This is a genomic window from Vibrio harveyi (genome assembly GCF_030060435.1).
In the GTDB taxonomy this organism is placed as follows: domain Bacteria; phylum Pseudomonadota; class Gammaproteobacteria; order Enterobacterales; family Vibrionaceae; genus Vibrio; species Vibrio harveyi.
The window spans coordinates 193,111-216,616 of sequence record NZ_CP125876.1 but is presented as its reverse complement, the minus strand read 5'-3'; the positions used below and the strand labels follow the sequence as shown (position 1 = coordinate 216,616).

23 protein-coding genes are annotated in these 23,506 nt (G+C 46.1%); 9 read left to right on the top strand and 14 right to left on the bottom strand.

The features are described from left to right. Positions 1–18 precede the first annotated feature (18 nt). Genes QMY49_RS17435 through fliD form a run of 4 tightly spaced genes read right to left on the bottom strand, consistent with a single transcriptional unit; the run spans position 19 to position 3,130 of the window. Complete coding sequence (locus QMY49_RS17435; RefSeq protein ID WP_283315724.1) at positions 19–1,086, bottom strand: flagellar hook-length control protein FliK; 1,068 nt, start codon at positions 1,084–1,086, stop codon at positions 19–21. Then, a complete protein-coding gene (locus QMY49_RS17430; protein WP_005448673.1) occupies positions 1,083–1,403 on the bottom strand; it encodes a hypothetical protein in 321 nt (106 codons plus the stop codon). The genes QMY49_RS17435 and QMY49_RS17430 overlap by 4 nt, the downstream gene beginning before the upstream one ends. Further along, positions 1,387–1,773 (bottom strand): flagellar export chaperone FliS, encoded by a 387-nt coding sequence (gene fliS / locus QMY49_RS17425; RefSeq protein ID WP_005448674.1) that lies wholly within the window; start codon positions 1,771–1,773, stop codon positions 1,387–1,389. Before fliS ends, QMY49_RS17430 begins: the two co-directional genes overlap by 17 nt. 19 nt (positions 1,774–1,792) lie before the next feature. Then, positions 1,793–3,130 carry a flagellar filament capping protein FliD gene (gene fliD, locus QMY49_RS17420; RefSeq protein WP_152164078.1) on the bottom strand — a complete coding sequence of 446 codons (1,338 nt, stop codon included), beginning with the start codon at positions 3,128–3,130 and terminating at the stop codon, positions 1,793–1,795. Between the two features lie 737 nt (positions 3,131–3,867). Here fliD and QMY49_RS17415 point away from each other — a divergent pair. After that, positions 3,868–4,155 carry a hypothetical protein gene (locus tag QMY49_RS17415; protein ID WP_005448676.1) on the top strand — a complete coding sequence of 96 codons (288 nt, stop codon included), beginning with the start codon at positions 3,868–3,870 and terminating at the stop codon, positions 4,153–4,155. A gap of 434 nt (positions 4,156–4,589) precedes the next feature. On the opposite strand, the gene lafA is transcribed toward QMY49_RS17415, so the two are convergent. From lafA to QMY49_RS17370, 9 genes are all read right to left on the bottom strand, one after another. After that, on the bottom strand, positions 4,590–5,441 hold the full coding sequence (lafA, locus tag QMY49_RS17410; protein ID WP_005448677.1) for a lateral flagellin LafA: 852 nt from the start codon (positions 5,439–5,441) through the stop codon (positions 4,590–4,592). A gap of 332 nt (positions 5,442–5,773) precedes the next feature. Beyond that, positions 5,774–6,544: an EAL domain-containing protein gene (locus QMY49_RS17405; protein ID WP_029790758.1), complete on the bottom strand. Its 771-nt coding sequence runs from the start codon at positions 6,542–6,544 to the stop codon at positions 5,774–5,776. 19 nt (positions 6,545–6,563) lie between these two features. Beyond that, a complete protein-coding gene (gene flhA, locus QMY49_RS17400) occupies positions 6,564–8,654 on the bottom strand; it encodes a flagellar biosynthesis protein FlhA (protein WP_005448679.1) in 2,091 nt (696 codons plus the stop codon). A 31-nt stretch (positions 8,655–8,685) separates the two neighbouring features. Continuing rightward, positions 8,686–9,813, bottom strand: a complete 1,128-nt coding sequence (gene flhB, locus QMY49_RS17395) for a flagellar biosynthesis protein FlhB (RefSeq protein WP_005448680.1) — start codon at positions 9,811–9,813, stop codon at positions 8,686–8,688. Beyond that, positions 9,810–10,586 (bottom strand): flagellar biosynthetic protein FliR, encoded by a 777-nt coding sequence (gene fliR / locus QMY49_RS17390; protein WP_005448682.1) that lies wholly within the window; start codon positions 10,584–10,586, stop codon positions 9,810–9,812. Before fliR ends, flhB begins: the two co-directional genes overlap by 4 nt. After that, positions 10,586–10,855: a flagellar biosynthesis protein FliQ gene (fliQ, locus tag QMY49_RS17385; RefSeq protein ID WP_005448684.1), complete on the bottom strand. Its 270-nt coding sequence runs from the start codon at positions 10,853–10,855 to the stop codon at positions 10,586–10,588. Before fliQ ends, fliR begins: the two co-directional genes overlap by 1 nt. A gap of 12 nt (positions 10,856–10,867) precedes the next feature. Beyond that, positions 10,868–11,635, bottom strand: a complete 768-nt coding sequence (fliP, locus tag QMY49_RS17380) for a flagellar type III secretion system pore protein FliP (protein WP_005448685.1) — start codon at positions 11,633–11,635, stop codon at positions 10,868–10,870. A gap of 18 nt (positions 11,636–11,653) precedes the next feature. Further along, the gene (gene fliN, locus QMY49_RS17375) at positions 11,654–12,022 is read right to left on the bottom strand and encodes a flagellar motor switch protein FliN (RefSeq protein ID WP_005448686.1); all 369 of its coding nucleotides are present in this window, start codon (positions 12,020–12,022) and stop codon (positions 11,654–11,656) included. Then, entirely contained in the window at positions 12,019–12,837 is an 819-nt protein-coding gene (locus QMY49_RS17370; RefSeq protein ID WP_017817315.1) for a FliM/FliN family flagellar motor switch protein, read from the bottom strand. Before QMY49_RS17370 ends, fliN begins: the two co-directional genes overlap by 4 nt. A gap of 381 nt (positions 12,838–13,218) precedes the next feature. On the opposite strand from QMY49_RS17370, the gene QMY49_RS17365 reads away from it, so the two are divergent. From QMY49_RS17365 to fliJ, 8 genes are read left to right on the top strand one after another with little or no spacing between them, the layout of a single operon-like run. Next, positions 13,219–14,238 carry a MotY family protein gene (locus QMY49_RS17365; RefSeq protein ID WP_283315713.1) on the top strand — a complete coding sequence of 340 codons (1,020 nt, stop codon included), beginning with the start codon at positions 13,219–13,221 and terminating at the stop codon, positions 14,236–14,238. Then, entirely contained in the window at positions 14,238–15,569 is a 1,332-nt protein-coding gene (locus QMY49_RS17360; protein ID WP_009696357.1) for a sigma-54-dependent transcriptional regulator, read from the top strand. Before QMY49_RS17365 ends, QMY49_RS17360 begins: the two co-directional genes overlap by 1 nt. Positions 15,570–15,584: 15 nt before the next feature. After that, positions 15,585–15,941, top strand: a complete 357-nt coding sequence (fliE, locus tag QMY49_RS17355; RefSeq protein ID WP_005448690.1) for a flagellar hook-basal body complex protein FliE — start codon at positions 15,585–15,587, stop codon at positions 15,939–15,941. A 3-nt stretch (positions 15,942–15,944) separates the two neighbouring features. Continuing rightward, on the top strand, positions 15,945–17,696 hold the full coding sequence (gene fliF, locus QMY49_RS17350) for a flagellar basal-body MS-ring/collar protein FliF (protein WP_005448691.1): 1,752 nt from the start codon (positions 15,945–15,947) through the stop codon (positions 17,694–17,696). Beyond that, entirely contained in the window at positions 17,659–18,678 is a 1,020-nt protein-coding gene (locus tag QMY49_RS17345) for a flagellar motor switch protein FliG (protein WP_005448694.1), read from the top strand. The genes fliF and QMY49_RS17345 overlap by 38 nt, the downstream gene beginning before the upstream one ends. 4 nt (positions 18,679–18,682) lie before the next feature. Continuing rightward, entirely contained in the window at positions 18,683–19,438 is a 756-nt protein-coding gene (fliH, locus tag QMY49_RS17340; RefSeq protein WP_005448696.1) for a flagellar assembly protein FliH, read from the top strand. Continuing rightward, the gene (fliI, locus tag QMY49_RS17335; protein WP_283315707.1) at positions 19,431–20,783 is read left to right on the top strand and encodes a flagellar protein export ATPase FliI; all 1,353 of its coding nucleotides are present in this window, start codon (positions 19,431–19,433) and stop codon (positions 20,781–20,783) included. Before fliH ends, fliI begins: the two co-directional genes overlap by 8 nt. 9 nt (positions 20,784–20,792) lie before the next feature. Further along, on the top strand, positions 20,793–21,233 hold the full coding sequence (gene fliJ, locus QMY49_RS17330; protein WP_005448699.1) for a flagellar export protein FliJ: 441 nt from the start codon (positions 20,793–20,795) through the stop codon (positions 21,231–21,233). Here fliJ and QMY49_RS17325 read toward each other — a convergent pair. After that, entirely contained in the window at positions 21,228–23,453 is a 2,226-nt protein-coding gene (locus QMY49_RS17325; RefSeq protein WP_009699559.1) for a sensor domain-containing phosphodiesterase, read from the bottom strand. The genes fliJ and QMY49_RS17325 overlap by 6 nt on opposite strands. Between the last annotated feature and the right edge of the window lie 53 nt (positions 23,454–23,506).

The following is a 23,506-nucleotide window of genomic DNA, read 5'->3' as shown; positions in this document are numbered from 1 at the left end:
TTTTTCCTCGGTGATTCATTAGGCTTGAGTGTTTAGCCAATGCTCTGAATAGTTTGTTGTTGTATTAGATTGAAAGGTGTTGGATTCGCGAGCGGCAAAGATAGATGCCTCTTCTTGGTTGCCATCATGCGCGTGTCGCTCTTGACCTTGATCCGAGCCGACATTGACATCGACATGAACGAAGTTTTGCTCTTGAAGTTCCGTTCTTAAGCGTTCTGAAACTTGCATCAATGCTTCGCGTGTTACGGCGCTATTAGCGTTGATTTGCACGCTTAAGCGATCTCCCTCGACACGAACCAATAGATCCAACTTACCGAGTTCTGGCGGATCGAGACGAATCTTGGCTTCTTGCAGGTTCTGCTGTGCTTGCAACGTCACGCGGTCTTGAAGTACCTGCATCATCTGCTCACCCCATTTACCAGAACTGGTATCGACACGAACTGCCGCCCATTCCGACCCCTGAGCTTGGGTTGCTGCGAGCGGCGTCGTAGGATTGGTGTGCGCCGCATGAGCAGTCGGTGACTGCACTTGCGCATTAGCCGTCAAAGGCTGTCCCTGAACTGGCTGGTTAAGGAGTGTTTGCAAATCTGCTGCAGATACTTTGACCTGATTTGTGGCGCTAGCTTTAGCTATGCTTTGATTCTCTGACGTTGGCGTCGCCGCTCCCAGTGTAGAGTGTGGTTGAGTTGCCGTACTGGTTGCTTGCGTTGAGCCATTTATCGCTTTGGTCGTAACTTGACCAGATTCGCCTTGTTTGCCGGCTGCTTTCACCATGCCTTGCATCAGAGCTTGTGCTTGAGCTGCTAAATTGGCTGGTGTCGCTGGAGCTTGAGAACTGAGTATGGCATCCACCGGGGCATCTTCAGAACTTGAACCTTGCTCGGTTGTTTCTGTATCGGCAGGCGCTTTAGGCAACGCTTGTGCATTCAAACGAAAGCCGGGTACAGGAACGTGACCGGATAGCGCTTCTTGCTGAGTTTGAGAAGATGATGCAGAAAAACCTTGCTCGGATCGTGCCTGCATTACTTTCCCATCTTGCGTTGGCTGAGAAGCAACACCGCCAGAAATTGAATTGGTTACCATCATTGTGTTAGCTCCATGGTCATTGCAAGTTGATACGCCATGGCTCGCTCTTGCTGGTTACTCACCGAACTCATTTCTTGCTCTAGCTCGCTGGTGGCTTTTTCCAACGTAGTAAAAGCACTCGCGTGCACTGCTTTCGCTCGTTGGATTTCCGGCGCCAGTTTTGGATCTTTCAAGAATGGCTTGTGGCTAATAAGCAGCTCTCGCAACTGTAAGTCGTAGCGCTTGAGAGCTCGCCAATCAGCCGTTTTAGTGGCGATTTGGATCAGTTTTGACAAGTGGCGAAATCGCTCTGGCGACACTTTATGCTTGCTGTCCAAAATTCATCCAACCTTCTCGAATGTTACCCATGACACGTTCAACGTTGTCTAAACGTGATGTGTCGTTTTGTACGCTGGTGTAGAACAGCTCTACTTGGCAGAAGTCGTAAAGTTGGCGTAAGTTATCAGCAATTTCACCGCCGTTCTCTTCATCTAAAGCACTGCTTAATCCAATGAGGATGTTCATGCATTTGTTAATGCTTGCGCCTTTTTCCGCAAGTCGGTTGGCAGCTAGGTGACCACGTATACGTTCAACTTCATCGAGTAAGCCGTCGATTAACATGACAACGAGTTGATGTGGGTTTGCTGATGCAGCTTGCGCATCAAGATCGACTTGCTGGTACGAGTCGTAGCCGGAATCCATGAGCATGAGTAGTTCTCCTAAAGCCTTAACCAAACAACGACTGGGTTTGGTTCATTTGCGTCATTAACGTGTTCATTTGGGTAAATTGTTTGATGTAGCGTTTGTACGACATCTCGTACTTGCGCTCTAACGTGGTTTGCTTATCTTCGATGCGTCCAAGGTTGGCTTGTAGTGCATCTTTGCGAGATTTGAATGTGCCAGAAGAGAACTTCAGGAAAGGTTCAGCCATGTCATCCAGTGAATCTAGAAGTGCACCATCGCCGTTAAAGATGGATTCTAGTGCGGCACTGTTGCTCTTTTGAGCTTCGTTGAACTTGGTTTGATCGACTTTCATTTTTCCTGAACGGTCTAACGTAATGCCGATTTCACTCAAACGCATGCCGCCGTATTCGCCACGAACTAGGCTCGTAACTTGGCTTTCGATAGAGCGCATGGTTGGATCGCTAGCAAGTACGCCGCGTGCTTGATCTTCGCCGCCTGTTTTGGTGTATTCGTCGATGGTTGAAATCAATGAGTTATATGCTTCAACAAACTTATCAACTTGTTCTTTTGTGCCTTCTGAATCTGTGCCCACTTCAAGTGCAATCGGTGTTTCACCTGACTTTTGCGCTTTTGTTACTGTGAGGTCGACACCATCAATCACGCCTTCAAAAGTATTGCTCGCGTTAGTTAGCTTTAGACCACTGCTTTCTGCACCAAGCCAAATGACAGCGTCTTGAGGTTTACTAATCTCAGTCGTGCTAGTGAAAGCATTTTCAAACCATGCTTCACCAGTACCCGATGCACTCACATTGATTGTGTTTGCGACACCTGTTTTGGTGCTAGATAACATGAAGTGAGTTTGACCATTAGAACGTACAAGTGTGGCGTTAACGCCTGGGTTATCGGCATCGTTGTTGATTGCACTAACCAGCTCGGTCATGGTTGCTTTACCGTCACTGTCGCTATCAACGGTTGATAAGTCCAAGCTCATGCTTTCACCGTTGATGGTGAAATCTAAAGAACCCACAGCAGGGATTTCTGTCGATGCATCCAAGCTCGCAGGCATACCCGTAGAGATCTGGTGTGAGGTTGCAACTTGCTCAACGAAGATCTGATAGTTACCCACCAAAGCTTTAGCATCGGCGTCAGCAGTAAAAAAGCCTTCTTGAGATGTCGTAGCTTTGTTTTTGATAACGCTGTTGGTGCTGCTGTTCATCTCTTTAACGGCGGTGCGGAAGTCTCGCAGAGCGGTTTCTACTTTGCCCAACGCCGTTAATTGAGATTGATACTTGTCTGTTTGTAGCTTGTAGCGTTGCTGAAATGGTTGAACATCTAACGTGGCGAATTGGGTTGCCATGCTTATTGGATCTAACGAACTCATGAGGTCGCTCCCTCTCTCATCTGTGGTTGGCACTGCGAGCTGTCGCAGTGCCACTAATAAATTGTCTATCGCAAGATGCGTGCCTAATGCTTAAGTCTATATAAAACAATGCATTACGATGATTTTGTATAGTTGGGAGGAAGCGGATTTTCCACCTGTTGGTTCCGCTCTTCCCCTGAATACTCTTGGGGTTTCCCAAATAGAAGAGGCGACCAAAAATAGGCAAAGATTTAACGCAATACCCGAGTAACCTGAGAGGCTTGGTTGAGTGAGAATAAGTTGGGTATCGAGAGGAGAAAACGAGGCTATGAGGCTGTACGCATAGTGAGCGGATTTCGGGGTTTACTGCTAAGTGTTTCAGATTTTTCTGACCCTAATAAGAGAACTGTTTTTGCTATCTTATGCCCCTGCAATTTTTGTGGTTGCTATACCCAAGTAACCTCGAGATGCTAGGTTCAGCGAGACTGACTTGGTTTGTAGACGCGGCGGCGATTTAAAGGTTTAGTGGGTCTAAATCAAGAATCGACAACAAAGTATACAAGCCAAGGCAGCTCGCCCTTTGGGAGCGTGTCATTGACCCGATTGCTGCGTCAAACAACTTGGAAAGAGCTGGCTATTACACTGCGTTGCTTTCCTTGCTCTCGAATCAATGACAACGCTCTGAATCCTGCATCTTGAAGTCACTTGGGTATAACGTCCGGCTATTCCTCAATTAGATCCAAAAAAGAACGACAGTAATGAATGATTTTGTTTTTAGACTTATGAAGTGTGCCCGTGCATACGAAGCCTTCATTGGAACCAAACTACGCAGTAAACAGAGTATTAATGCTGAGGAGTTGGCGAGTATTCGTATTGAAGCGGTTTCGCGATTCCCTGAGCTTAAATCTTACCATCCGACTCATGGCGCGGAATCTGCGGAGCTTGAGCTGTTTAATAAGGTGCTGATCAACACCATGCTCAAAGCTGGATTTCGTGTCCCTGCCAATCAAAATAATGGTGCAAGTAGTATCTACATTCGTCGTTAATAAATCTTTTCGTGGCGGTTTTTCATTTATACCCAAGTAACCTCGAGATGCTAGGTTCAGCGAGACTGACTTGGTTTGTAGATGCGGCGGCGATTTAAAGGTTTAGTGGGTCTAAATCAATAATCGACAACAAAGTATACAAGCCAAGGCCCTTACTATTTACAAAGAGTGCCCTTTGGGAGCGTGTTTTTGACTCGCTTTTTTAGTCAAACAATGGCCGCGTCAAACAACTTGGAAAGAGCTTGCTATTACACTGCGTTGTTTTCCTTGCTCTCGAATCAATGACAACGCTCTGAATCCTGCATCTTGAAGTCACTTGGGTATAGGTATAAATCAACCCTATGTGAACGAAAAAAGCCTCCCGGATGAATGGGAGGCTTAGAGCTTTCAGACGAACTAAATGTTGTAACCTTTTAGTTAATAGAAGGGGACTATTAACGTAGTAGCGACATTGCCATACCAGGCAGTTGGTTCGTTTGAGAAAGAACCGTTGTACCAGCTTGCATAAGCATTTGGTTCTTAGTCATGCTTGAAGATTCTGCTGCGAAGTCTGCATCCATGATACGGCCTTTCGCTGCAGTAGTGTTCTCAACCATGTTACCAAGGTTAGTCATAGTGTGTTCTAGACGGTTGATGTTCGCACCGAAGTCTGCACGAGAAGAACCAATCTTTTCAACTAGACCAGCAGCGCCACTGATTTTATCAAGAGCTGCTTTCGCTTTAGCTGCGTCACCAACACCGTCAGTGATTGCTGCGTCAGCTAGGATAGTAGTGATTTCACCAATACCAGTACTTGCGTCTACAGATAGTGTTTCAGCTGAAGATGAACCGATTTGGAATGATACTGCGCCTGCACCGAAGCCGCCGCCTTTAAGAAGGTTTTGACCACCGAACTTAGTGTTGTCAACGATGTTGTTAAGTTCTTTAGTTAGCTCTTGGAATTCTTTATCAAGAGATGCGCGGTCAGTAGCACTGTTTGAACCGTTCAACGACTGTGTTGCTAGGTCGTTCATGCGGTACACGATGTTAGTCATTTCGTCCATCGCGCCTTCCGCAGTTTGCATCATTGAGATGCCGTCTTGTGCGTTACGCATTGCTACGTTCATGCCACGAGTTTGTGCTTCTAGTCGGTTAGCAATTTGCAGACCTGCAGCATCGTCAGCCGCTGAGTTAACACGGAAGCCTGTGCTCAAACGCTCCATTGCAGTGTTTAATAGACCATTTGTGTTGTTCAGCGTGTTTTGCGTAACAAGTGAAGCGTAGTTAGTGTGCATAGATAAAGCCATCGTAAGTCTCCTTGGTTTTCAATATCTTTTCAGGCCTCGGGAATTTCCCTGCTCACTAACAAGAGGCGGTTAATTGGTTTTAATGATTAATTAGAAAGTTAAATATTTTTTCCAAATGGCTCATTTTGATGGTTTTTGGTGATGCCCATTCCAGAAAATCGCTGATTTAGACCCAGTAGACCGTTAAATCGCCATCGCATCTACAAACTAAGTCCTTCATGTTTACAAACTAAATCAACCTCGCTGAACCCATCGTCTCGACACGACCGGGTATAAAAAAGGGCGAACTCTAAATTTAGAATTCGCCCTTATTGTTCTACGGCATTCTTACTTTATTCGTCATCAAACGATTGAAAAGACAGTGACGTAGGAATATCGCTGAAGTATCCGAAATAGTAACTCGCGCCTAATAAACGGTAGCGGTTGAGTTCTACTTGGCTTGCGACACGCCCTGCTACCCATGGAAATTGATTGCGACGTAGGAAACGAGCAATAGGTAAAAACGCATGTTGATCTTCTTTGTTTTCTATCGTCACAGATAACTTAATCATGTCTGGCTCGAAATCCACAATATGCTCAAAGTGAATTTGATTTGTCGCGATCTCGAACCAGAGTGCAAAGGCGTTTTCTTTGAGCTGCTCAACCAAAGTACCAACGCGTTCGTGTAAGCAGAGCGCTTTATCTGCTTGCAGAGATGGCACGACATGTTGAAATCCTGCATTGTGAAACTGAATCATTTGCTCAAGAAAGTGCGCGCCAGGCTGCCAAAGCAGCGCATCGACATGAATTGGCACGACCACGTTGCTGATCAAATCGGGATGAAACGCTTCCAACTGAAATTGAGTTTGGCGAAGCGCGAGATACAAGCTGTAAAGATCTAAGCAAAACAGCATTTGCTCAGAAAGTTCAAATTGATACACGCTCTGCTCACCACGTGACCCAAAACGTAATGTGAGGTGTTGGTATTCCACCTCTCCGGTTTTCGTCTCACGAATTGCCTGACACGCATGCTGAATGTCATTGTGTTTGAGTGCATCAAACACCAATTTATCGTCTTCCGTGACAATGTGTTCCTCAGCAAGGCAACACAAATAGTCGTACATCGCTTTGTTTGAGATGAGATTATCCAAGGTTACCTACCACGTTGATTTGTTTGTTTTCTGGAATTTCATTGTAAGACAGTACTGCCAACCCTTGGGTAAAGGTACGAGCATAACGTGCCAGCAATGGTCGCAGTTGAGGCATCACCAGTAAAATTGGTGGCAGACCTTGCTGCTTAAGTTGTTGACGAATCAAGGGTAAATTCTGTTGGAACTGTCCAAGAATGTTTGGTTCGATCGGGAAACTGTCTAGCATGACCGTGCCTGCTGCTTGTGCTTGTTGCAGTGATGTCATCAACATCTGTTCGAGTTCGTCAGACAAGGCGTAGACGTTCAACTCGTTTTTCTGACCTGCGACTAAGTTGACCAAGGTGCGTTTGAGTGCGCAACGTACGTCTGCAGCAAGCAAAATTGGATCTTTGGTGTTTTCCGATGATTCCAACATGGTATTGGCGATGGTGCGAATGTCTTTTAGTGGCACTTGGTCAAGCAGAAGCTGACGATAAACCTTAAGTTGCTGGGCTGGTGTTAATGCTGCCGCTAACGCTTCAGCCAGTTTTGGCGCTTGTGCTGTAAGGCGTTGAGTCATGGCTTCTACGTCATCGTGCGTAAACAACTCTGCCAAATTGGTCTTCATGATCTTGCTGATGTGGGTGGCGATTACCGTACCATCGTCAACCACCTGATAACCCATATTCAGGGCTTTGGCTTTGTCTTGATGTTCAATCCAAACGGCTGGCAATTGGTAAGCGGGATCGCTTCCTAAAATACCATCAACTTCGCCATAGGTTTCACCAACAGCAATTGCCATTAAGCGTTCTGGTTCGATAAAGCCTTGTTCAATCACTTCACCATTTAGAGCGATGGTGTATTGATTTGGCTTTAAGCTTAAGTTGTCGCGGATACGGACTTCAGGCAGTAAGAAACCCACTTGTTCAGAGAGGTTGCGACGCACACCACGAATACGCTGTGCCAAAGGTGCACCTTGTTCTCTGTTGACCAAATGTACTAAGCGGTAACCTAGGGCAAGAGACAAAGTGTGAACGTGTGGAATATCATCCCAAGTTAGCGTGGTCTCTTCTTCTTGCATTGCATGAGAAAGCGCTTCTACTTGGTCAATTTGTGGGTCTTGAACGGGCTTTTTACTTTGTCGCCATCCAGCAAATGCCAATACTGCAGCAAAGGTGAAAAATGCCAAATGAGGCATACCTGGTACGATACCAATCACCACCATAATGCCAGCAACGGTGAACAAGGTTGCTGGTGTTGCCAGTAGCTGCTTATGCATGGTTTCTGACATGCCATTGTCGCTATCGTTGATACGAGTAACGATAATGGCAGCGGCAGTAGCAAGTAATAGTGATGGGATTTGTGCAACGAGACCGTCACCAATGGTCAGTAGGGCATAAGTCTTGAAGGCTTCGGAAGCAGGTAATCCGTGCTCGAATACACCAATACTGATACCACCAATGATGTTGATGAATAGGATCAGCAAACCTGCGACAGCATCACCACGAACGAACTTAGATGCACCATCCATTGAGCCGTGGAAATCGGCTTCGTTCGCGACTTCCTTACGACGCAGACGTGCAGTCTCTTGGTCGATCAAACCAGCATTGAGGTCGGCATCGATCGCCATTTGTTTACCTGGTAAGGCATCCAAGGTAAAGCGAGCGGATACTTCAGAAATACGCTCACCACCTTTGGTGATCACGACGAAGTTAATGATCATCAAGATGATGAACACCACCATACCAACGACATAGTTACCACCGATAACCACTTCACCGAAGGCTTGGATAACTTTACCTGCCGCATCTCCACCGTTGTGACCTTCAAGCAATACGATACGCGTTGATGCTACGTTCAGTGTTAAGCGTAATAACGTCGCGACCAACAAAATAGTTGGAAAAACTGAAAAGTCGAGTGGTCGCTTTGCTGTAGTGCTGACCAGCAATACCAGAATCGCTAAAACGATGTTGAAGGTAAACAGCGCATCCAACAGTAATGGTGGTAGAGGCAAAATTACCATTGCCAAAACCATCAGCAAGACAATTGGAATTCCCATATAGCCTTTGGTGGAAGTTTGAAGTTGTTTTAACCGGTTAAACATACTCTCGTGTCCTTGGGTAAACGCGGGTTAATCAGTGTTGCAAATGCTTTGGAATTGAAAAGTGAGGCAAAGGTGTTGGTTCTTTTCCTTCCCCTTTACGAAAGGCTTTCAATTGCAAAACGTAAGTTAGAATGTGAGCCACAGCGATATAGAGCTGGCTTGGGATGGCTTGCTCAATTGCGGTGGTGTGATAAATCGAACGAGTAAGAGGTGGCGAGTTGATGATCTCGACCTTGTTCTCGCGGGCAATACGTTGAATGTGCATTGCGGTCTCATCGACGCCTTTTGCGACCACAAATGGCGCATCAGAAAGTGATGGCTCATATTTCAATGCGACGGCGTAGTGAGTCGGGTTAGTGATCACTACGTCTGCAGTTGGCACCATTTTGTCGATTTTACGACGAGCAAACTGTTGTTGAATTTGTCGAATACGTTGTTTGACTTCAGGGCGACCTTCGTTGTTTTTGAACTCTTCTTTGAGCTCTTGTTTGGTCATTCGTAGTTCCTTGAGGTGTTCCCAACGTTGGTAAGGAATGTCAATAACTCCAAACAGTAATAGAGCAAACCCCATCAGCAGTAGACCTTCGAACAAAATCGACATGATCAGAGAAAAACCTTGGCTCAATGGCAAGTTTTGCATACCAAGTAGCGGCTGCAAATGGTTGTCCAAGTAGCCATAGAGGATGCCGAAGATAACCAAAACCTTGAAGGTTGATTTCAACAGCTCAACGACTGAGCGAGTCGAGAAAATGCGCTTAATACCTGAGATAGGGTTGAGCTTGCTTAGCTTTGGCATCACGTTGGCTGGTCGAAACATCCAGCCACCTAGCACCATGCTACTGCCACAGGTCACAATGATGATCACCGTGAAAAGCGGTAACAGCATCTCAATAATGACAGCCAAACTTTGACCTAGGTGCTCAACCAACTGTTTTGGATTTTCTAAGTCTGCTTTAGTTAAGGTCATGTTGTAGCGGAATACGCCCGAGACGCTTTCCCAAATGCCATTCAGTTGAGAATAAAAGAACAGCGCCACCGCTAAAAATATTACAGCAGTCGTGAACTCTTTTGCGCGAGGAATCTGCCCTTCCTGGCGGGCTTTTTTTACCTTCTGGGGGGAGGCTTTCTCGGTTTTGTCTTGTGACGACTGATCGCTCATGAGCCCCCCAACATAAAGTTGTTCAGAAAACGAATCGTGTCATGCACCAATGCGGTGTAGCGGCTTGGCACGCCAGATACTGAAATCAAAACACTGAATAGACCTAATAACATGGTCATCGGGAAGCCGAGTGCATACACGTTAAGTGACGGGGCTGCTCGGTTCATCACACCAAAGCTGATGTTTGCAAGCAGCATGGACACGATAGCCGGTAGCGCTAAAGCAAGTGAAGAGGCAAACATCCACCCAAATATGTTGATAATGCCTTGAAGAGATAGAGCGGTAATACCTGAGCCGACCGGCCAAACGACAAAGCTCTGAATAACAATGTCGATAACCAACAAATGTCCTTCAAGTGCAAGGAACAGCAAAGTAGAAAAAATCAGAAAAATACGTCCAAGAATGGCGACCGAAAGTCCGTTCACTGGGTCATTCATCATCGCCATACCTAAACCCATCTGCAGAGAGATGACTTGACCAAGCATGGTAAAGACATTGAATAGCATATGCAGAATCAACCCAAACATCACGCCCCAGATTGCTTGCTCGAAAGCAAGAAACAGAGACGTCATAGAGAAGAGTTCGACTTCTGGCATGGGTGGCATCAGTGGAGCGGTGATCACCACAATAGAAAGGGCGAGCAAGCTGCGCACCCAAACAGGAATAAGCGCATCTCCGAAAAAAGGCATGGAGATAAACACCGCGCCCACACGGAAAAATGGCCACCAAAGTTGACCAAGAATCATGGACAATTCCGCGAACGAGATCGTCATTAGCCGATCATCCCCGGAATGTTGTGGAATAGGTAATCGAACAGCTCCATGATTTTTCGCAGCATCCAGTGACCTGCGAAAATCACCATAAGGAGTGTGACTAATAGACGCGGTAAGAAACTCAGTGTCTGTTCGTTAATCTGTGTTGCGGCTTGAAATACCGCAATACACAAACCAACAATCAAACCAGGTACAACAAGCACTGCCACCATCAAGATGATAAGCCATACTGCGTCAGAGAATAGAGTGACGGTTAATTCTGGTGTCATGATGTTCTCCCATCACCCAAAGCTGGCAGACAAGGTACCAACCGTCATCGCCCAACCATCAACAAGAACAAAAATGACCAGTTTAAAGGGTAGGGAGATGATCAGAGGTGACAACATCATCATACCCATTGCCATTAAGACACTAGCGACCACCAGATCGATGATCAAAAATGGAATAAACAACATGAAGCCAATTTGGAAAGCCGTTTTGAGTTCACTGATCACAAATGCTGGCAGTACAACAGCGAAAGAAATGTCTTCAACATTTTGATCTATTGGCTCATTCGCAATACGTAACATCTGCTCTAATGAGCTTTGGTGCGTCTGCGCTAACATAAAGCTTCTGACTGGCTTTTCAGCTACAGAAAACGCCTGAACCAAAGTAATTTCACCGTTGTCATAGGGCTTAAACGCATTGTCGTAAATGTCAGTCCAAACGGGACGCATAATTAGAATCGTCAGCGTCAAAGCAATACCCACCAACACTCGGTTTGGTGGGCTTTGTTGCAAACCTAAAGCCTGACGCAAAATTGCTAGTACGACGATAATACGCGTAAAGCTGGTGGCCATGAGGATAAACGCTGGCAAGAAGCTGAGTGCTGTCATGAGCAACAGAATCTGAAGCTTCACACTGTACTCTTGTTGTGTGTCGCCGTCGGAGACCGATAGGATCGTTAAGCCGTTGTCCGCCGCCATGGTTGGCAGTGCAAACAGTAATAAACCGAACACCACCATCGTCAGCAAAGATCGTCGACGCTGACAAACACTCAGAACATTCATTGCGCAATCCATCCGAACTTATCGACCTACACCGCTAAGTGCGGAGTCGTGTACATCAATAAGGCGAAGTCCATATTTATCGTTAACAACGACGACTTCTGCTTGTCCCATTAGCGACCCGTTAACTTTAACATCTAGAGGCTCACCGTTGAGTTTATCAAGCTCAATGACGGTACCTTCACCAGCTTTCATCAAGTCACCTAACGGTATCTCTTTGCTCGCGACTTCAAGTGTTACGGTCACTGGAATGCTCTTGAAGAAACTCAAATCGCGCTCGGCAACAGGTTCAGCTTTAAAAGTTGGCTCAGTTTCAAAATCTTCCAACTGAAAATCATCAAAATTTAATTCATCGGCGTCGAATGCTGTGTTCTCTTGCGCTTCGCTCATCGCTGCGATTCCTTATCTGGGTTAAAAATCAAAACAAGCTGACCGTCTTGCTCGGCAACACGACCAGTGAAAAGGGTTTGGGGACCAATGCTGATAGGCACGGTATTTAGAAGCTCTATTGGCAAAATATCGTTAGGCTGTAGCCCCACAACGTCACTGAGCGCCATGGTTTTTTTGCTTAGCACGACGTTGAGACGAACGGGGGTGGATTCTAAAGAACGACAAAACGGCTGATACAGATCGGCATCGCTGTGCATTTCCAGCTGCTCAATCAGAGTTTGAATCATCGCACTGTCTAGCTTGAGGTGAATGGTGCCCTGATAGTCTTCAAACGCGATGGAAAGTTCGGCGTGTAAGCCAATTCCGCGTGGCGTTTCATACTCACAAAGTTGCCACATTTCTTGAGGAGCGAGCCAATTGGTGATGATTCGGCTAATCCGTTCTTGTAATCGTAAATCACTAGCGGTTAATGAGGTTGAACTGCGCTCTGTCGTTGCGCCGTAAAAACGGTCTGCTAACTTAATCAGAGTTTGCGAATCACCATGAACATACACCATGCCCTCATCTTGATGTTGGTAAGTGGACGTTTGGTCCTTATCCAACAGCGTTGGCGAGAACCGATGCAGCTCGACAGAAACTAAGCTCGCTTCGACTTTGTTTGAGCTGAGCCAATTTTGCAATTCATTTGTGAGGCTGGAACAGGATTCTGAAATCAAAATTTCGAGCTTTTCACGAATGATATGAATAGGTTTGCCTAATAATTCTACATCTAACAAATTGATGTCGGAAATAGGCTCGTTAACTTTGTTTTCCATCTATATTTTACCGTGCGTTAACAATCTAAACTGCTTCAACTTAATGGCGGCCAGTCTATACATAAAATTTAATGATCCTTTAGTGTCAACTTTGATTATTGTGACTTTAGTTCACATGTTGATTTGTAGGTAACTATATGCACTTTTAATGAAATTTAAAAAGAGTTAGGTTGTGGCTTATAAAATAGTTAATAAAAAATATAACAAGCGGAAGCTAAGATGGTGTTAATTCAACTATTTAGGGTTGAAAGATAATAAAATCATCTAACCTCATGCAATACAAACCATTTTTTGTTGGTCAAATTAAGTTTAAGTAAGAATGAACCCTGCTTTCGTGGGCGTTTGTTGACCAATTTTAATATTTCAGAATAGGGTCTTAATATGATTACCTATGCCAAATTTCCTAATTTGATGGCATATTTAATTAACCATTCTATGTCAGGGCTTTGTAAGATATACCTAGGCAGAAATGGCTTAATAATATTTTCAAGCTTATTTTCTATTGCACTATTAACCTTGTCTAATTCTTCAGTTGCTGGAGAAAAGATCACCATACCCATGGATCTTTCTAATTGGACATATAAAGGAAATAAGTTTGAGTGCAACTTGATGCATTCAAATATTCCACAGGGGAAGTTTTATTTCCTAGCGGAACCAAATAGCCAAATTTCGTTTATTGCAGATGTTCGAAATAACAACAATAAATGGAATAGCGCGGTGCTAAGTAGTGAGAATGCCCCATGGTCTAATGAGCTTTATACGAAAGATGGGGTGTTGGCTGAGTATAAAGTGGCGACGAATCGGTTTAAGTTTAGCCATGGTGCAGATGCATTACTGGAGCAAGTTGCTTCAGGTCGTTGGGTGACATTGTCACTTGACGGAAGTAATCCTTCCGCTATTAGCGCTGTAACGTTACCAACTATCCGAATGCAGAGTGCATTGGAGTCCTTCAACCAGTGCCGCGCTCGTTTGCCTAAGCTTTCGTTTTCCCAAGCACGCGATATCAATCTGCCATTTAATTTTGGTCAAAAGCAATTAAGTGTTAAGCAATCAGACACATTGGCCGCCTTATACAGTTATGTGTCTGTCGATGAGCGCGTCACTAAGATTTTGATCGATGGTTACACCGATAATGTAGGCTCTCAGCTTGCAAATTTAAGCGTATCACGTCAACGAGCCCAGCAAGTCGCAGATGCCCTTGTTGCGCTAGGTGCTGAGCGCAGCATGATTGAAATTCGTGCCCATGGTGCTCGCTACCCTATCGCCAGTAATAACACGTCAGCCGGACAAGCCAAAAATCGCCGAGTCACATTAAGACTGGTTCGAGACAATGAACGTGTGATTGCGAAAAATCGCCCAGAAGTAAAACAACCCCAACAAGAGAAGGTAAAGGTTCAATGATGACGAAAACAGATATTTTGTTGGTTGAGCCAAATGAAAACCTTGCTCAACCAGTGTTGGGTGTACTTGAGAATGCAGGATATTCGACAAAACACAGCCGCACTGGTCGTAGCGCACTTTTGCAAGAGCGTGCTTGTATCACTCTGGTGAGTTCTAACTTGCCTGATATGTGTGTGCGTGAGTTTGTGGCATGTCATCAGAAGCAGCGCAATGCTGGTGTCGTGATCGCTATTGTCGATCAAGAACAGGGCATCTTAGCTGCGGAAACAATGAAGTCAGGCGCGACAGACTACCTACTTCGTCCGTTCGAAACCAACCAATTACTGAACTTACTTAAGCGCGTAGAAGCTTTAGGTAAGCCATTGGCAAACATTGTGGCGGAATCATGGCGTAGCAAACAGGTGCTTCAATTAGCTCATCGCGCAGCGTGCACTAATGCAAGCGTCCTTATTACTGGTGAATCGGGTACGGGTAAAGAAGTGCTTGCTCGCTATGTGCATGAGCAATCTCCAAGAGCGGATGGACCTTTTGTTGCGGTCAACTGCGCGGCTATTCCAGAATCCATGTTGGAAGCGGTGTTGTTTGGTCATGTAAAAGGCGCGTTCACCGGAGCAACAAACTCACAAAGCGGCAAATTCGAAGAAGCCAATGGTGGCACCATTTTGTTGGATGAAATCGGTGAGATGTCGCCAGCAGTGCAAGCGAAACTATTACGCGTACTTCAAGAGCGTGAGGTGGAAAGAGTTGGCAGTCACAAAGCAATTCAACTGGATATCCGAGTGATCGCGGCGACCAACAAAGACTTGCGTGAAGAAGTGCAAAAAGCCACGTTCCGTGAAGACCTTTACTATCGTTTGGATGTGCTGCCATTGCATTGGCCGCCGCTGCGTGAGCGCAAAGAAGACATCTTACCGATCAGCCAATTTTTCATCGAAAAATACCAAGATGGCAGTCGTTGTCATCTGTCCCAAGATGCGATTTCGGCACTGAGCCAATATCACTGGCCAGGCAATATTCGTGAACTCGAAAACGTCATTCAACGCGCTTTAGTCATGCGTCACGGTGATTACATTACCGCCCATGACTTGATGTTGCCGATTGAATTGTTAACACCAGTCCAGTCTGTTGAGCCTGTTTCAAGCTTTGGACATGTCGAAGCGAAGAAGCAAGCTGAGTTTCAATTTGTTCTAGATAAATTACGTCAGTTTGGTGGAAACCGAACCAAAACCGCAAACGCATTGGGTGTCTCTACCCGTGCGTTACGTTACAAGCTCGCGGCAATGCGCGAGCACGGTATTGATCTACAGTCGGCGCTTGGCTCGGCTGCCTAAAAGGGGAAAACAAAGATGGCAAGTCAACCAACCAATGCGGTTTCAGCAGAGCAGCTAATGCTGTCAAAAATGGAGGTGATGCGAACACAAGCTCAACCTCCGGAATTTGTGGTAAGTGCAAACCCACTTGATCAGAAAACCTTGAATACTCCAATTTCTTTTTCACAAGCGATGACGAACGTGCTCGATACGGTCAATCAACATCAGTCAGTCGCAAGCCAGAAAATGACGGCTGTAGAAACTGGGGCAAGTGATGATTTGGTCGGGGCAATGATTGCAAGCCAAAAGGCGAGTCTCTCATTCAATGCTTTGATGCAAGTGCGCAACAAAGTCGTGATGTCATTTGAAGATATTATGAAGATGCCGGTGTAATACATGTCAGAACTATCCACTCAAGTCGCCGGTACTTCTGCAATGCATACTGGCACCACTCAGTCATTCTCTTCAAGCAATGGAATGGATGACGTTACAAACAAAATCAAGCAATTGTGGTCAAGCAGCCAACGCAACCTGGTGTTGTCTGCTGTATTGGCTGCTATTGTTGCCGCGCTCATTGTGGTCGCGCTTTGGAGTTCTTCTCAGAGCTTCCGTCCTCTATATAGCCAGCAAGAACGCTTTGATATTGGCGAGATTGTGTCGGTATTAGAAACGGAAGGCATCAGCTACCGTATGCAAGAGCAAAATGGACAAGTGTTGGTTCCTGAAGGTGAGGTTGCACGTATCCGTATGCTTTTGGCTTCAAAGGGGGTAAAAGCGAAGCTGCCAACGGGTCTTGATTCATTAAAAGAAGACAGTTCTCTTGGTACCAGTCAGTTCATGGAAACTGCACGCTACCGTCATGGTTTAGAAGGTGAGTTAGTACGTACTATCATGTCTCTAAACTCAGTCGCAAACGCACGTGTGCACCTTGCTATTCCTCGTCAAACCCTGTTTGTACGTCAAAATACGGAAAACCCGTCGGCTTCGGTCATGCTAGAGCTTAAACCGGGTGAAGACCTTAAGCCTGAGCAAGTTGAAGCGATCATTAACTTGGTGGTTGGCAGTGTGACGGCAATGAAGCCGGAGTTTGTCTCTGTCGTTGACCAATACGGTCGCCTACTGAGTGCAGACGTTGCTTCTGCTGAAGCTGGCAAAGTGAACGCCAAATACCTTGAATATCAAAAAAACGTTGAGAAACAGATCATTCAACGTGCCGCTGACATGCTGACCCCAATCGTGGGACCAAGTAACTTCCGTGTTCAAGTCGCGGCAGATATGGATTTCAGCCAAGTTGAAGAAACGCAAGAAATCCTAGACAACGCTCCAGTGGTCCGTAATGAGCATACGATTCAAAATAACTCAATTGACCAAATCGCTCTTGGTATCCCTGGTTCATTGAGCAACCAACCGCCAGTCACCGGTGAAACGCCAACGAATGACAGCCAGAACTCAAATGCGCGTTCGGAGATCAACCGTCAATACGCAGTGGGTAGCAGTGTTCGTCGTACTCAATACCAACAAGGTCAGATAGACAAATTAAGTGTTTCGGTCTTGCTGAACTCACAAGCGGCGCCGGATGGTGTGGCTTGGAGCGAAGCCGATAAAACGCAAATTTCGACCATGATCATGGACGCAGTTGGTATCTCAAACGCTCGTGGTGATAGCTTGAGCCTTATGAGCTTCAACTTCACTCCAATCGAGATTGACGCGCCGCCGGCAATGCCTTGGTGGCAAGACCCGACGGTACAGCAGCCTTTGCGTTACGTGATTGGTGGAATGTTGGGTTTGGCGATGATCTTCTTTGTTCTTCGTCCGCTTATCATGCATCTCACAGGTGCAGACAAACCTGCTCCTGAGCTGGAGTTTGCTGAGCCGCAAATCGAACCGGATTACGACAACCTACAAACTCGTGAAGAGCGTGAGCGTGAAGAAGTGCTCAATCGCAAACTATCAGAGAAAGGGATTGCCGTTTCGTCTGGATTGGATGTTAACAGTGACATGTTACCGCCAGCAGGCTCTCCACTTGAGATTCAATTGAAACACCTACAGCTTATTGCCAACGAAGAGCCAGAGCGTGTAGCCGAAATTCTGAAACAATGGGTAAACATCAATGAACACAGCGCCGTTGACGTCAAAACAGACGCTTAGTTATGTAGAACAAACCGCCCTTGTGCTACTGGGGATGGGAGAGGACGCGGCTGCGAAAGTGCTGCAAAACTTTACTCGTGATGAAACCCAGCGTGTGACTCGCGCAATGGCGAAGTTGAATGGCATCAAAAGTGATTCTGCTCGTGGTGTCATCCAAAACTTTTTTGAAGATTTCCGAGAGCACAGCGGCATTCGTGGCGCGTCGAAAGAATACTTGTCCAATACGCTACGTAAAGCGTTAGGTAACGATTTGGCAAAGGGGTTGCTCAACAACCTGTATGGCGATGAAATTCGCAATAACATGCAGCGTTTACAGTGGGTAGAGGCGGAAACGTTGGCACGATTTATCGTCAACGAGCACCCACAGATGCAGGCTATTTTCTTAGCTTATCTACCGGCGGACAGTTCTTCAGCCGTATTGAAGCACCTGCCGCAGGATTACCATGATGAGATCTTGTTCCGTATTGCTCAGTTGCAAGATATCGATCACCAAGTTGCGAACGATTTGCACGAGCTTGTAGAACGTTGCATTGACAAGGTTTCTGCTAGCCAAACCACGCCTTTGTCTGGTGTGAAGCAAGCGGCAGACATCATTAACCGATTTGAAGGTGACCGCGCGTCCTTGATGGAAATGCTCAAACTGCACGACGAGGATGTTGTGAATGAAATCGAAGAGAACATGTTCGACTTCATGGTGTTGGGTCGTCAGCGCGAAGAAACCATGGATGCACTGGTTCAACAGATCCCATTGGAATTGTGGGCTGTGGCATTGAAAGGCTCCGAGATTACTATGCAGCAGGCAATCAAACGTTCTATGCCTCAACGTATGGTTAAAGCGTTAGAAGACGATATGGAACTGCGCGGCGCTGTGGTATTGAGCCGAGTGCAGCGTGCACGTCAGGACATTATGCAGCTAGTTCGTGAGCTCGATGAGTCGGGCGAAATTCAACTGCTACTTTACGAAGAGCCAACGGTGGAGTAACGCAATGGCAGACAAAGCACCAAATACCATGCGTTTACCCCCAAGTGGTTACCGTTTACATCGCTTTCCACCTTTGGCGCAGCCAGTAAATATTGAAGATGACTTCGCGCTGGAAAATCAAGGTTGGCAAGATACTCAAGCTGATATTCAGCAACAGCTTGAGGCTGGCTTTCAACAGGGTTTACAGCAAGGTCATGATGAAGGTCTACGTCAAGGTATTGAGCAGGGTAAACAACAAGGCTTGCTTGATGGACAAAAAGAAGGCTTTCAAAAAGGGTTTATTTCTGGAGAGCAATCTGGAAAGCAAGGTTTTATGGAAGCGGCGAAACCAGTGAATGAGTTGTTCCACGCTCTGTCTCGTTGGCAGAACGAAAAGGAACAGCAACAACGTCACATGATTTGCGAGTTAGTACAAAAGGTGGCGCAGCAGGTTATTCGTGCTGAGCTGACCTTAATGCCACAGCAAATCTTAGCCTTGGTTGATGAAACGCTATCGGCAATGCCGGGCAAAGCGGAGAGTGTGATTGTGCATTTGAATCCGCAGGATTTAGAGCGTATTAATCAGATCAATGCAGATTTGCCATCAGCTTGGAAGTTGGTTGCAAATGCCGAGTTGCCTGTGGGCGGTTGTCAGCTTGTCACCGAAGATGCCGAAGCTGATGCGAGCTGCGATTCACGCTTGGAAGCTTGTATGGACAACGTAAAGCAGCACTTGCTTGATGAAGTGTCGATTCCGCAGGTTGAAACCGAAGATGAATAGCACCTTAAGCCATGAAGTATTAAGTGAGCGTTTGAGCGATGCATTAGCGTCGCTCGATTCAATTCCCGTTGCGAGAGTGACAGGGCGATTGATCAAAGTAAATGGTTTGATGCTTCAAGCCGTTGGCTGTCGTTTCAAACTGGAACAACGTTGCCTAGTTGAAACCGCAGAAGGGGATATGATCGAAGCGCAAGTGGTTGGCTTTGATCATACCGTCGCCTACTTAATGCCTATTCGCCGTTTAGGTGGCTTATTTGCTGGTGCCAAAGTCATTCCACTGGATGGAGACAGCACGGTACAGCTTAGTTCGCAATGGTTAGGGCGGGTGGTCAACGGATTAGGTGAACCGTTCGATGACGGTGCGCCACTTAAAGGGGGAGATCGTGTTTCACTTGAACCTAAACCGATCAACCCACTTAAACGTCGCCCGGTCGATACGCCTCTTAATGTTGGCGTTCGTGCTATCAATGGTTTATTGACCGTGGGTAAAGGGCAGCGCATTGGCTTGATGGCTGGCAGTGGTGTCGGTAAAAGTGTCTTGATGGGAATGATCACGCAGAACACAGAGGCAGATGTGATTGTCGTGGGTTTGATTGGCGAACGTGGTCGAGAAGTCCGCGAGTTTATTGAACGAAACCTAACACCAGAAGCCCGTCAGAAAGCGGTGATTATCGCCGCACCCGCGGATGAATCACCACTGATGCGATTGCGCGCTACATTACTTTGTCACCGAGTTGCTGAGTACTTTCGTGATCAAGGTAAAGACGTATTGCTGCTGATGGATTCTTTGACGCGTTATGCGATGGCGCAGCGAGAAATTGCCTTGTCTTTAGGTGAGCCGCCAGCATCACGAGGTTATCCGCCTTCGGTATTCAGCGTTTTGCCTCAGCTTTTAGAACGAGCGGGTAACAGCGAAAACCCGCATGGCAGTCTGACCGCAATCTATACCGTGCTTGCCGAAGGTGATGACCAACAAGATCCTGTGGTTGATTCTGCTCGTGCAATTTTGGATGGGCACGTTGTGTTGTCTCGTCAATTGGCTGAGCAAGGGCATTACCCAGCGATTGATATCAATGCTTCTATCAGCCGTTGTATGAACGCTTGTACTCACGAGGCGCACAGCACGATTGCTAATAACTTTCGTCAGCTTTACTCCAACTATCTGCAAGTTAAAGAGTTATTACCACTGGGTGGCTATCAACCAGGGCAAGATCCTGAGTTGGATCAGTCGGTTTCTATGTATCCGCAATTGCGTGCTTATCTACAGCAGTCTGCAAATGAAGCCGTAGACTACCCAACCAGTTTGACGGCGTTGGCGCAGATGTTCCAGAGTGAGGTGCAATAAGGTTACAGCATGGAGTCCAAACTAAAAGCTGTTGGTAAGCTGCAGCAAATGGAAGAAAAGCAGCGTGATAGAGTGGGGCAGCAGCTCGATGTGATGCGGCAGCGTCACTCTCATCTTGCGATGCAGCTAGAGCAGCTTTCTGAACTCAAAAACCATGCGGGTCAATCCGCCCTTGCAACACCTGTGCTTAATAGCGCGACGCTGATGAACTTAAATCGCGTTGATCACATGCTACAAAAAATGCTTCACCACCACGAACACGAACAAGCCGTGATGCAAGCAGAATGCGCTTCGGTACAAAAACACCTTGAGTACAAACATGCCCGAGTGCAGGGGCTAGAGAAAGTGTTGGAACGTTGGCGCAGTAAACAAAATTATGAGAAAGCCAAGAAAGAGCAGAAATTGATTGAAGACATCATCAATTCCCGCTTAAAACGCAAACCGCTATAAAGTTGCGAACTCTGGCGCTGGTAACTGTTCTTTCTTGTCTTGGTGGTCAAAGAGGTTCGCTAGGTAACGACTCAGCGGCATAGGCTTTGCGACGCCATAACCTTGTGCAAAGTTGATCCCCAAACTGCGTAATATCTCGCTATGTTCTGCGGTTTCTACGAACTCTGCGACGGTTTCTAAGTGCATTTCTTTCGCAACCGTCGCAATGGAACTGACGATCAATCGGTCGGTTTCACTCTTAGTGATTTCACGTACAAATGCCCCTTCAATCTTCAGAATATCTAATGGCAGGCGGCGCAAATACGCAAAGCTAGCGTAACCAGTACCGAAATCATCAATTGCGACTTTACAGCCGAGTTTGCGTAACAAGCTTAAGGTTTCAATCGCTTGTTGTTCATTGATGAGTGCTGAAGATTCGGTAATCTCAAAGCAAATCTTTTCCAACGGTACATTAAAGCTTTTGGCACTCTCTATAATGCGAGAGGCTAGGTTTTCTGCACTTAGGGTTTTCGCGGTAAGATTGATCGCGCAATGCCCAATGTCATCCCAGTTTTTTACCTTGTCCCCAAGCATTCGAAACGTGTTGATGATCACCCAGTGATCAAGTTTTATCTCTAATCCGAATTGGTTGATCAGAGGAAAAAATGCCGCAGGTGAGAGCACTTTTCCGTTTTGTTCTTTTAGGCGTAACAACACTTCAAAACTGTGCTTAGTTTCTTCGACACCTGAGAGCTTCATATATGGTTGGCAGAACAGTTCAAACTGCTCGCGCTTAAACACCTGTTGGATATGGTTGAGTTTATCGACGCGGTCCATTTCGAACGATTGTGCGTTAATCCAATGAATACTGCGATCGCTTTGAGGTGGTTGATCACACAAAATCGACACCACCTTTTCAATGTCTTGCCCGTGATGAACGACGGTACAAAATATCGTTGGCGAAACAAGAGCAACAGAGGTGCCACGCCAATAGAATTGAAAGCTCTCTAGATACTCCACGACTTCTTGCAACTCTTCCTCTGCGAGGTCTGAGTAATGAGTAAAACTCAACAACCCTGTAGAGAAAGGTGGGCGGTAGCAGCGATTGATACTGTCGTTGCGAGAATAAAGAAACTCACTCAGTTGCATGATTAATTGCGATTTACCCTCATGACCGAGGTCTGTGAGCATAGAAAGCGTTGGCGTCAGATCAAGATAGAGCAACAGGGAATGGCGTTGACGACTGATGTCTTCTTTTAACTGGGCGATGTTGGACAAGCCTGAATACGGGTCAATCCGCTCTGAACGAATCTGTCTTTGTGTCATCTCGAACAGCTTCACTGAATAGCCACCGAGTAAATACGCCAAGGTAGTGAGCACGGTAATGATGATCAGCAAACCATAGAACTGTTTGTCACCAATTAAGCCTGCGTTGTAGTGGCTGATACTGTCATTAATGATCAATAAAATGAACGGCGCGCCAACAAACAGTGGGCGAATGAGTCCGTGCTTAGCTAAACCAATCACGACAAGAAGTACGGCAAAGAAGCTCAGCGAGTTGAGCATGAAAGAAGATGAAGAAAGTACCGCAGTAATAAAAATGGCAATACAGCTTACTAGCCATGTTATGTAGCCGCGACAGCGGGAGTTTGAAACTCTTAAACGCTTGTCTAAGGCAAGATACGATTGTGTGTCGGTATCGGTGAGTAAGCTCACCATGACGTACAAAATAGGTGTCACCAACAACTGAGTTAAGTAATTCCCTAGTGTGGCATAGAACAAAAAGTCCGGACTTAGAAATTGGCCATCAACAAAGGTGTTGACCAACATCATCTTGATCGTATTAGCGAACGGAAATAAGCACCCAATGACGACAAAGAATAAAGTGATCCTTTGCTCTGCGGGTTGATAGAGGGCACGGTTGTTGAGGTAATGAAACAAGCTAGAAAATGCGAAAGGCAACAATGGAACAGTGAAAGCGTAAAGCAACGCATGTTCGAGTGTTCTTCCGGTCCAAAAATAATAAGCGAATAACCCGAGTATTACTGCAGGCAATGCGCGCCATTGATAACGAAGAAAACTCACTATCATGACGGAGCTGACGGCAGAAATTAGCTGAAAGGAATCTTGCTCAATAACAAACATCTGCGACAGCGCAAAACCAGCAAACACGGACAATATGACGCCAAGAGTCAAAAACAGCATCGCTGAAATACGGCGACTCGATGCAGCATTATTCATGGACTTGATCTGAAAGTAGTTGGGTAGCCGATAATAACAGGATTATCGGCTTA

What these genes read in the sequence shown, in the direction of transcription:
- flhA (WP_005448679.1), bottom strand. Translation starts at nt 8,654, where the DNA reads ATGTTTAACCGGTTAAAACAACTTCAAACTTCCACCAAAGGCTATATG.
- fliR (WP_005448682.1), bottom strand. Translation starts at nt 10,586, where the DNA reads ATGACGATCTCGTTCGCGGAATTGTCCATGATTCTTGGTCAACTTTGG.
- QMY49_RS17360 (WP_009696357.1), top strand. Translation starts at nt 14,238, where the DNA reads ATGACGAAAACAGATATTTTGTTGGTTGAGCCAAATGAAAACCTTGCT.
- QMY49_RS17435 (WP_283315724.1), bottom strand. Translation starts at nt 1,086, where the DNA reads ATGATGGTAACCAATTCAATTTCTGGCGGTGTTGCTTCTCAGCCAACG.
- flhB (WP_005448680.1), bottom strand. Translation starts at nt 9,813, where the DNA reads ATGAGCGATCAGTCGTCACAAGACAAAACCGAGAAAGCCTCCCCCCAG.
- fliD (WP_152164078.1), bottom strand. Translation starts at nt 3,130, where the DNA reads ATGAGTTCGTTAGATCCAATAAGCATGGCAACCCAATTCGCCACGTTA.
- QMY49_RS17405 (WP_029790758.1), bottom strand. Translation starts at nt 6,544, where the DNA reads ATGTACGACTATTTGTGTTGCCTTGCTGAGGAACACATTGTCACGGAA.
- QMY49_RS17415 (WP_005448676.1), top strand. Translation starts at nt 3,868, where the DNA reads ATGAATGATTTTGTTTTTAGACTTATGAAGTGTGCCCGTGCATACGAA.
- fliN (WP_005448686.1), bottom strand. Translation starts at nt 12,022, where the DNA reads ATGAGCGAAGCGCAAGAGAACACAGCATTCGACGCCGATGAATTAAAT.
- fliH (WP_005448696.1), top strand. Translation starts at nt 18,683, where the DNA reads ATGGCAGACAAAGCACCAAATACCATGCGTTTACCCCCAAGTGGTTAC.
- QMY49_RS17325 (WP_009699559.1), bottom strand. Translation starts at nt 23,453, where the DNA reads ATGAATAATGCTGCATCGAGTCGCCGTATTTCAGCGATGCTGTTTTTG.
- fliQ (WP_005448684.1), bottom strand. Translation starts at nt 10,855, where the DNA reads ATGACACCAGAATTAACCGTCACTCTATTCTCTGACGCAGTATGGCTT.
- fliI (WP_283315707.1), top strand. Translation starts at nt 19,431, where the DNA reads ATGAATAGCACCTTAAGCCATGAAGTATTAAGTGAGCGTTTGAGCGAT.
- fliS (WP_005448674.1), bottom strand. Translation starts at nt 1,773, where the DNA reads ATGCTCATGGATTCCGGCTACGACTCGTACCAGCAAGTCGATCTTGAT.
- QMY49_RS17365 (WP_283315713.1), top strand. Translation starts at nt 13,219, where the DNA reads ATGATTACCTATGCCAAATTTCCTAATTTGATGGCATATTTAATTAAC.
- QMY49_RS17370 (WP_017817315.1), bottom strand. Translation starts at nt 12,837, where the DNA reads ATGGAAAACAAAGTTAACGAGCCTATTTCCGACATCAATTTGTTAGAT.
- fliP (WP_005448685.1), bottom strand. Translation starts at nt 11,635, where the DNA reads ATGAATGTTCTGAGTGTTTGTCAGCGTCGACGATCTTTGCTGACGATG.
- fliE (WP_005448690.1), top strand. Translation starts at nt 15,585, where the DNA reads ATGGCAAGTCAACCAACCAATGCGGTTTCAGCAGAGCAGCTAATGCTG.
- QMY49_RS17345 (WP_005448694.1), top strand. Translation starts at nt 17,659, where the DNA reads ATGAACACAGCGCCGTTGACGTCAAAACAGACGCTTAGTTATGTAGAA.
- fliF (WP_005448691.1), top strand. Translation starts at nt 15,945, where the DNA reads ATGTCAGAACTATCCACTCAAGTCGCCGGTACTTCTGCAATGCATACT.
- fliJ (WP_005448699.1), top strand. Translation starts at nt 20,793, where the DNA reads ATGGAGTCCAAACTAAAAGCTGTTGGTAAGCTGCAGCAAATGGAAGAA.
- lafA (WP_005448677.1), bottom strand. Translation starts at nt 5,441, where the DNA reads ATGGCTTTATCTATGCACACTAACTACGCTTCACTTGTTACGCAAAAC.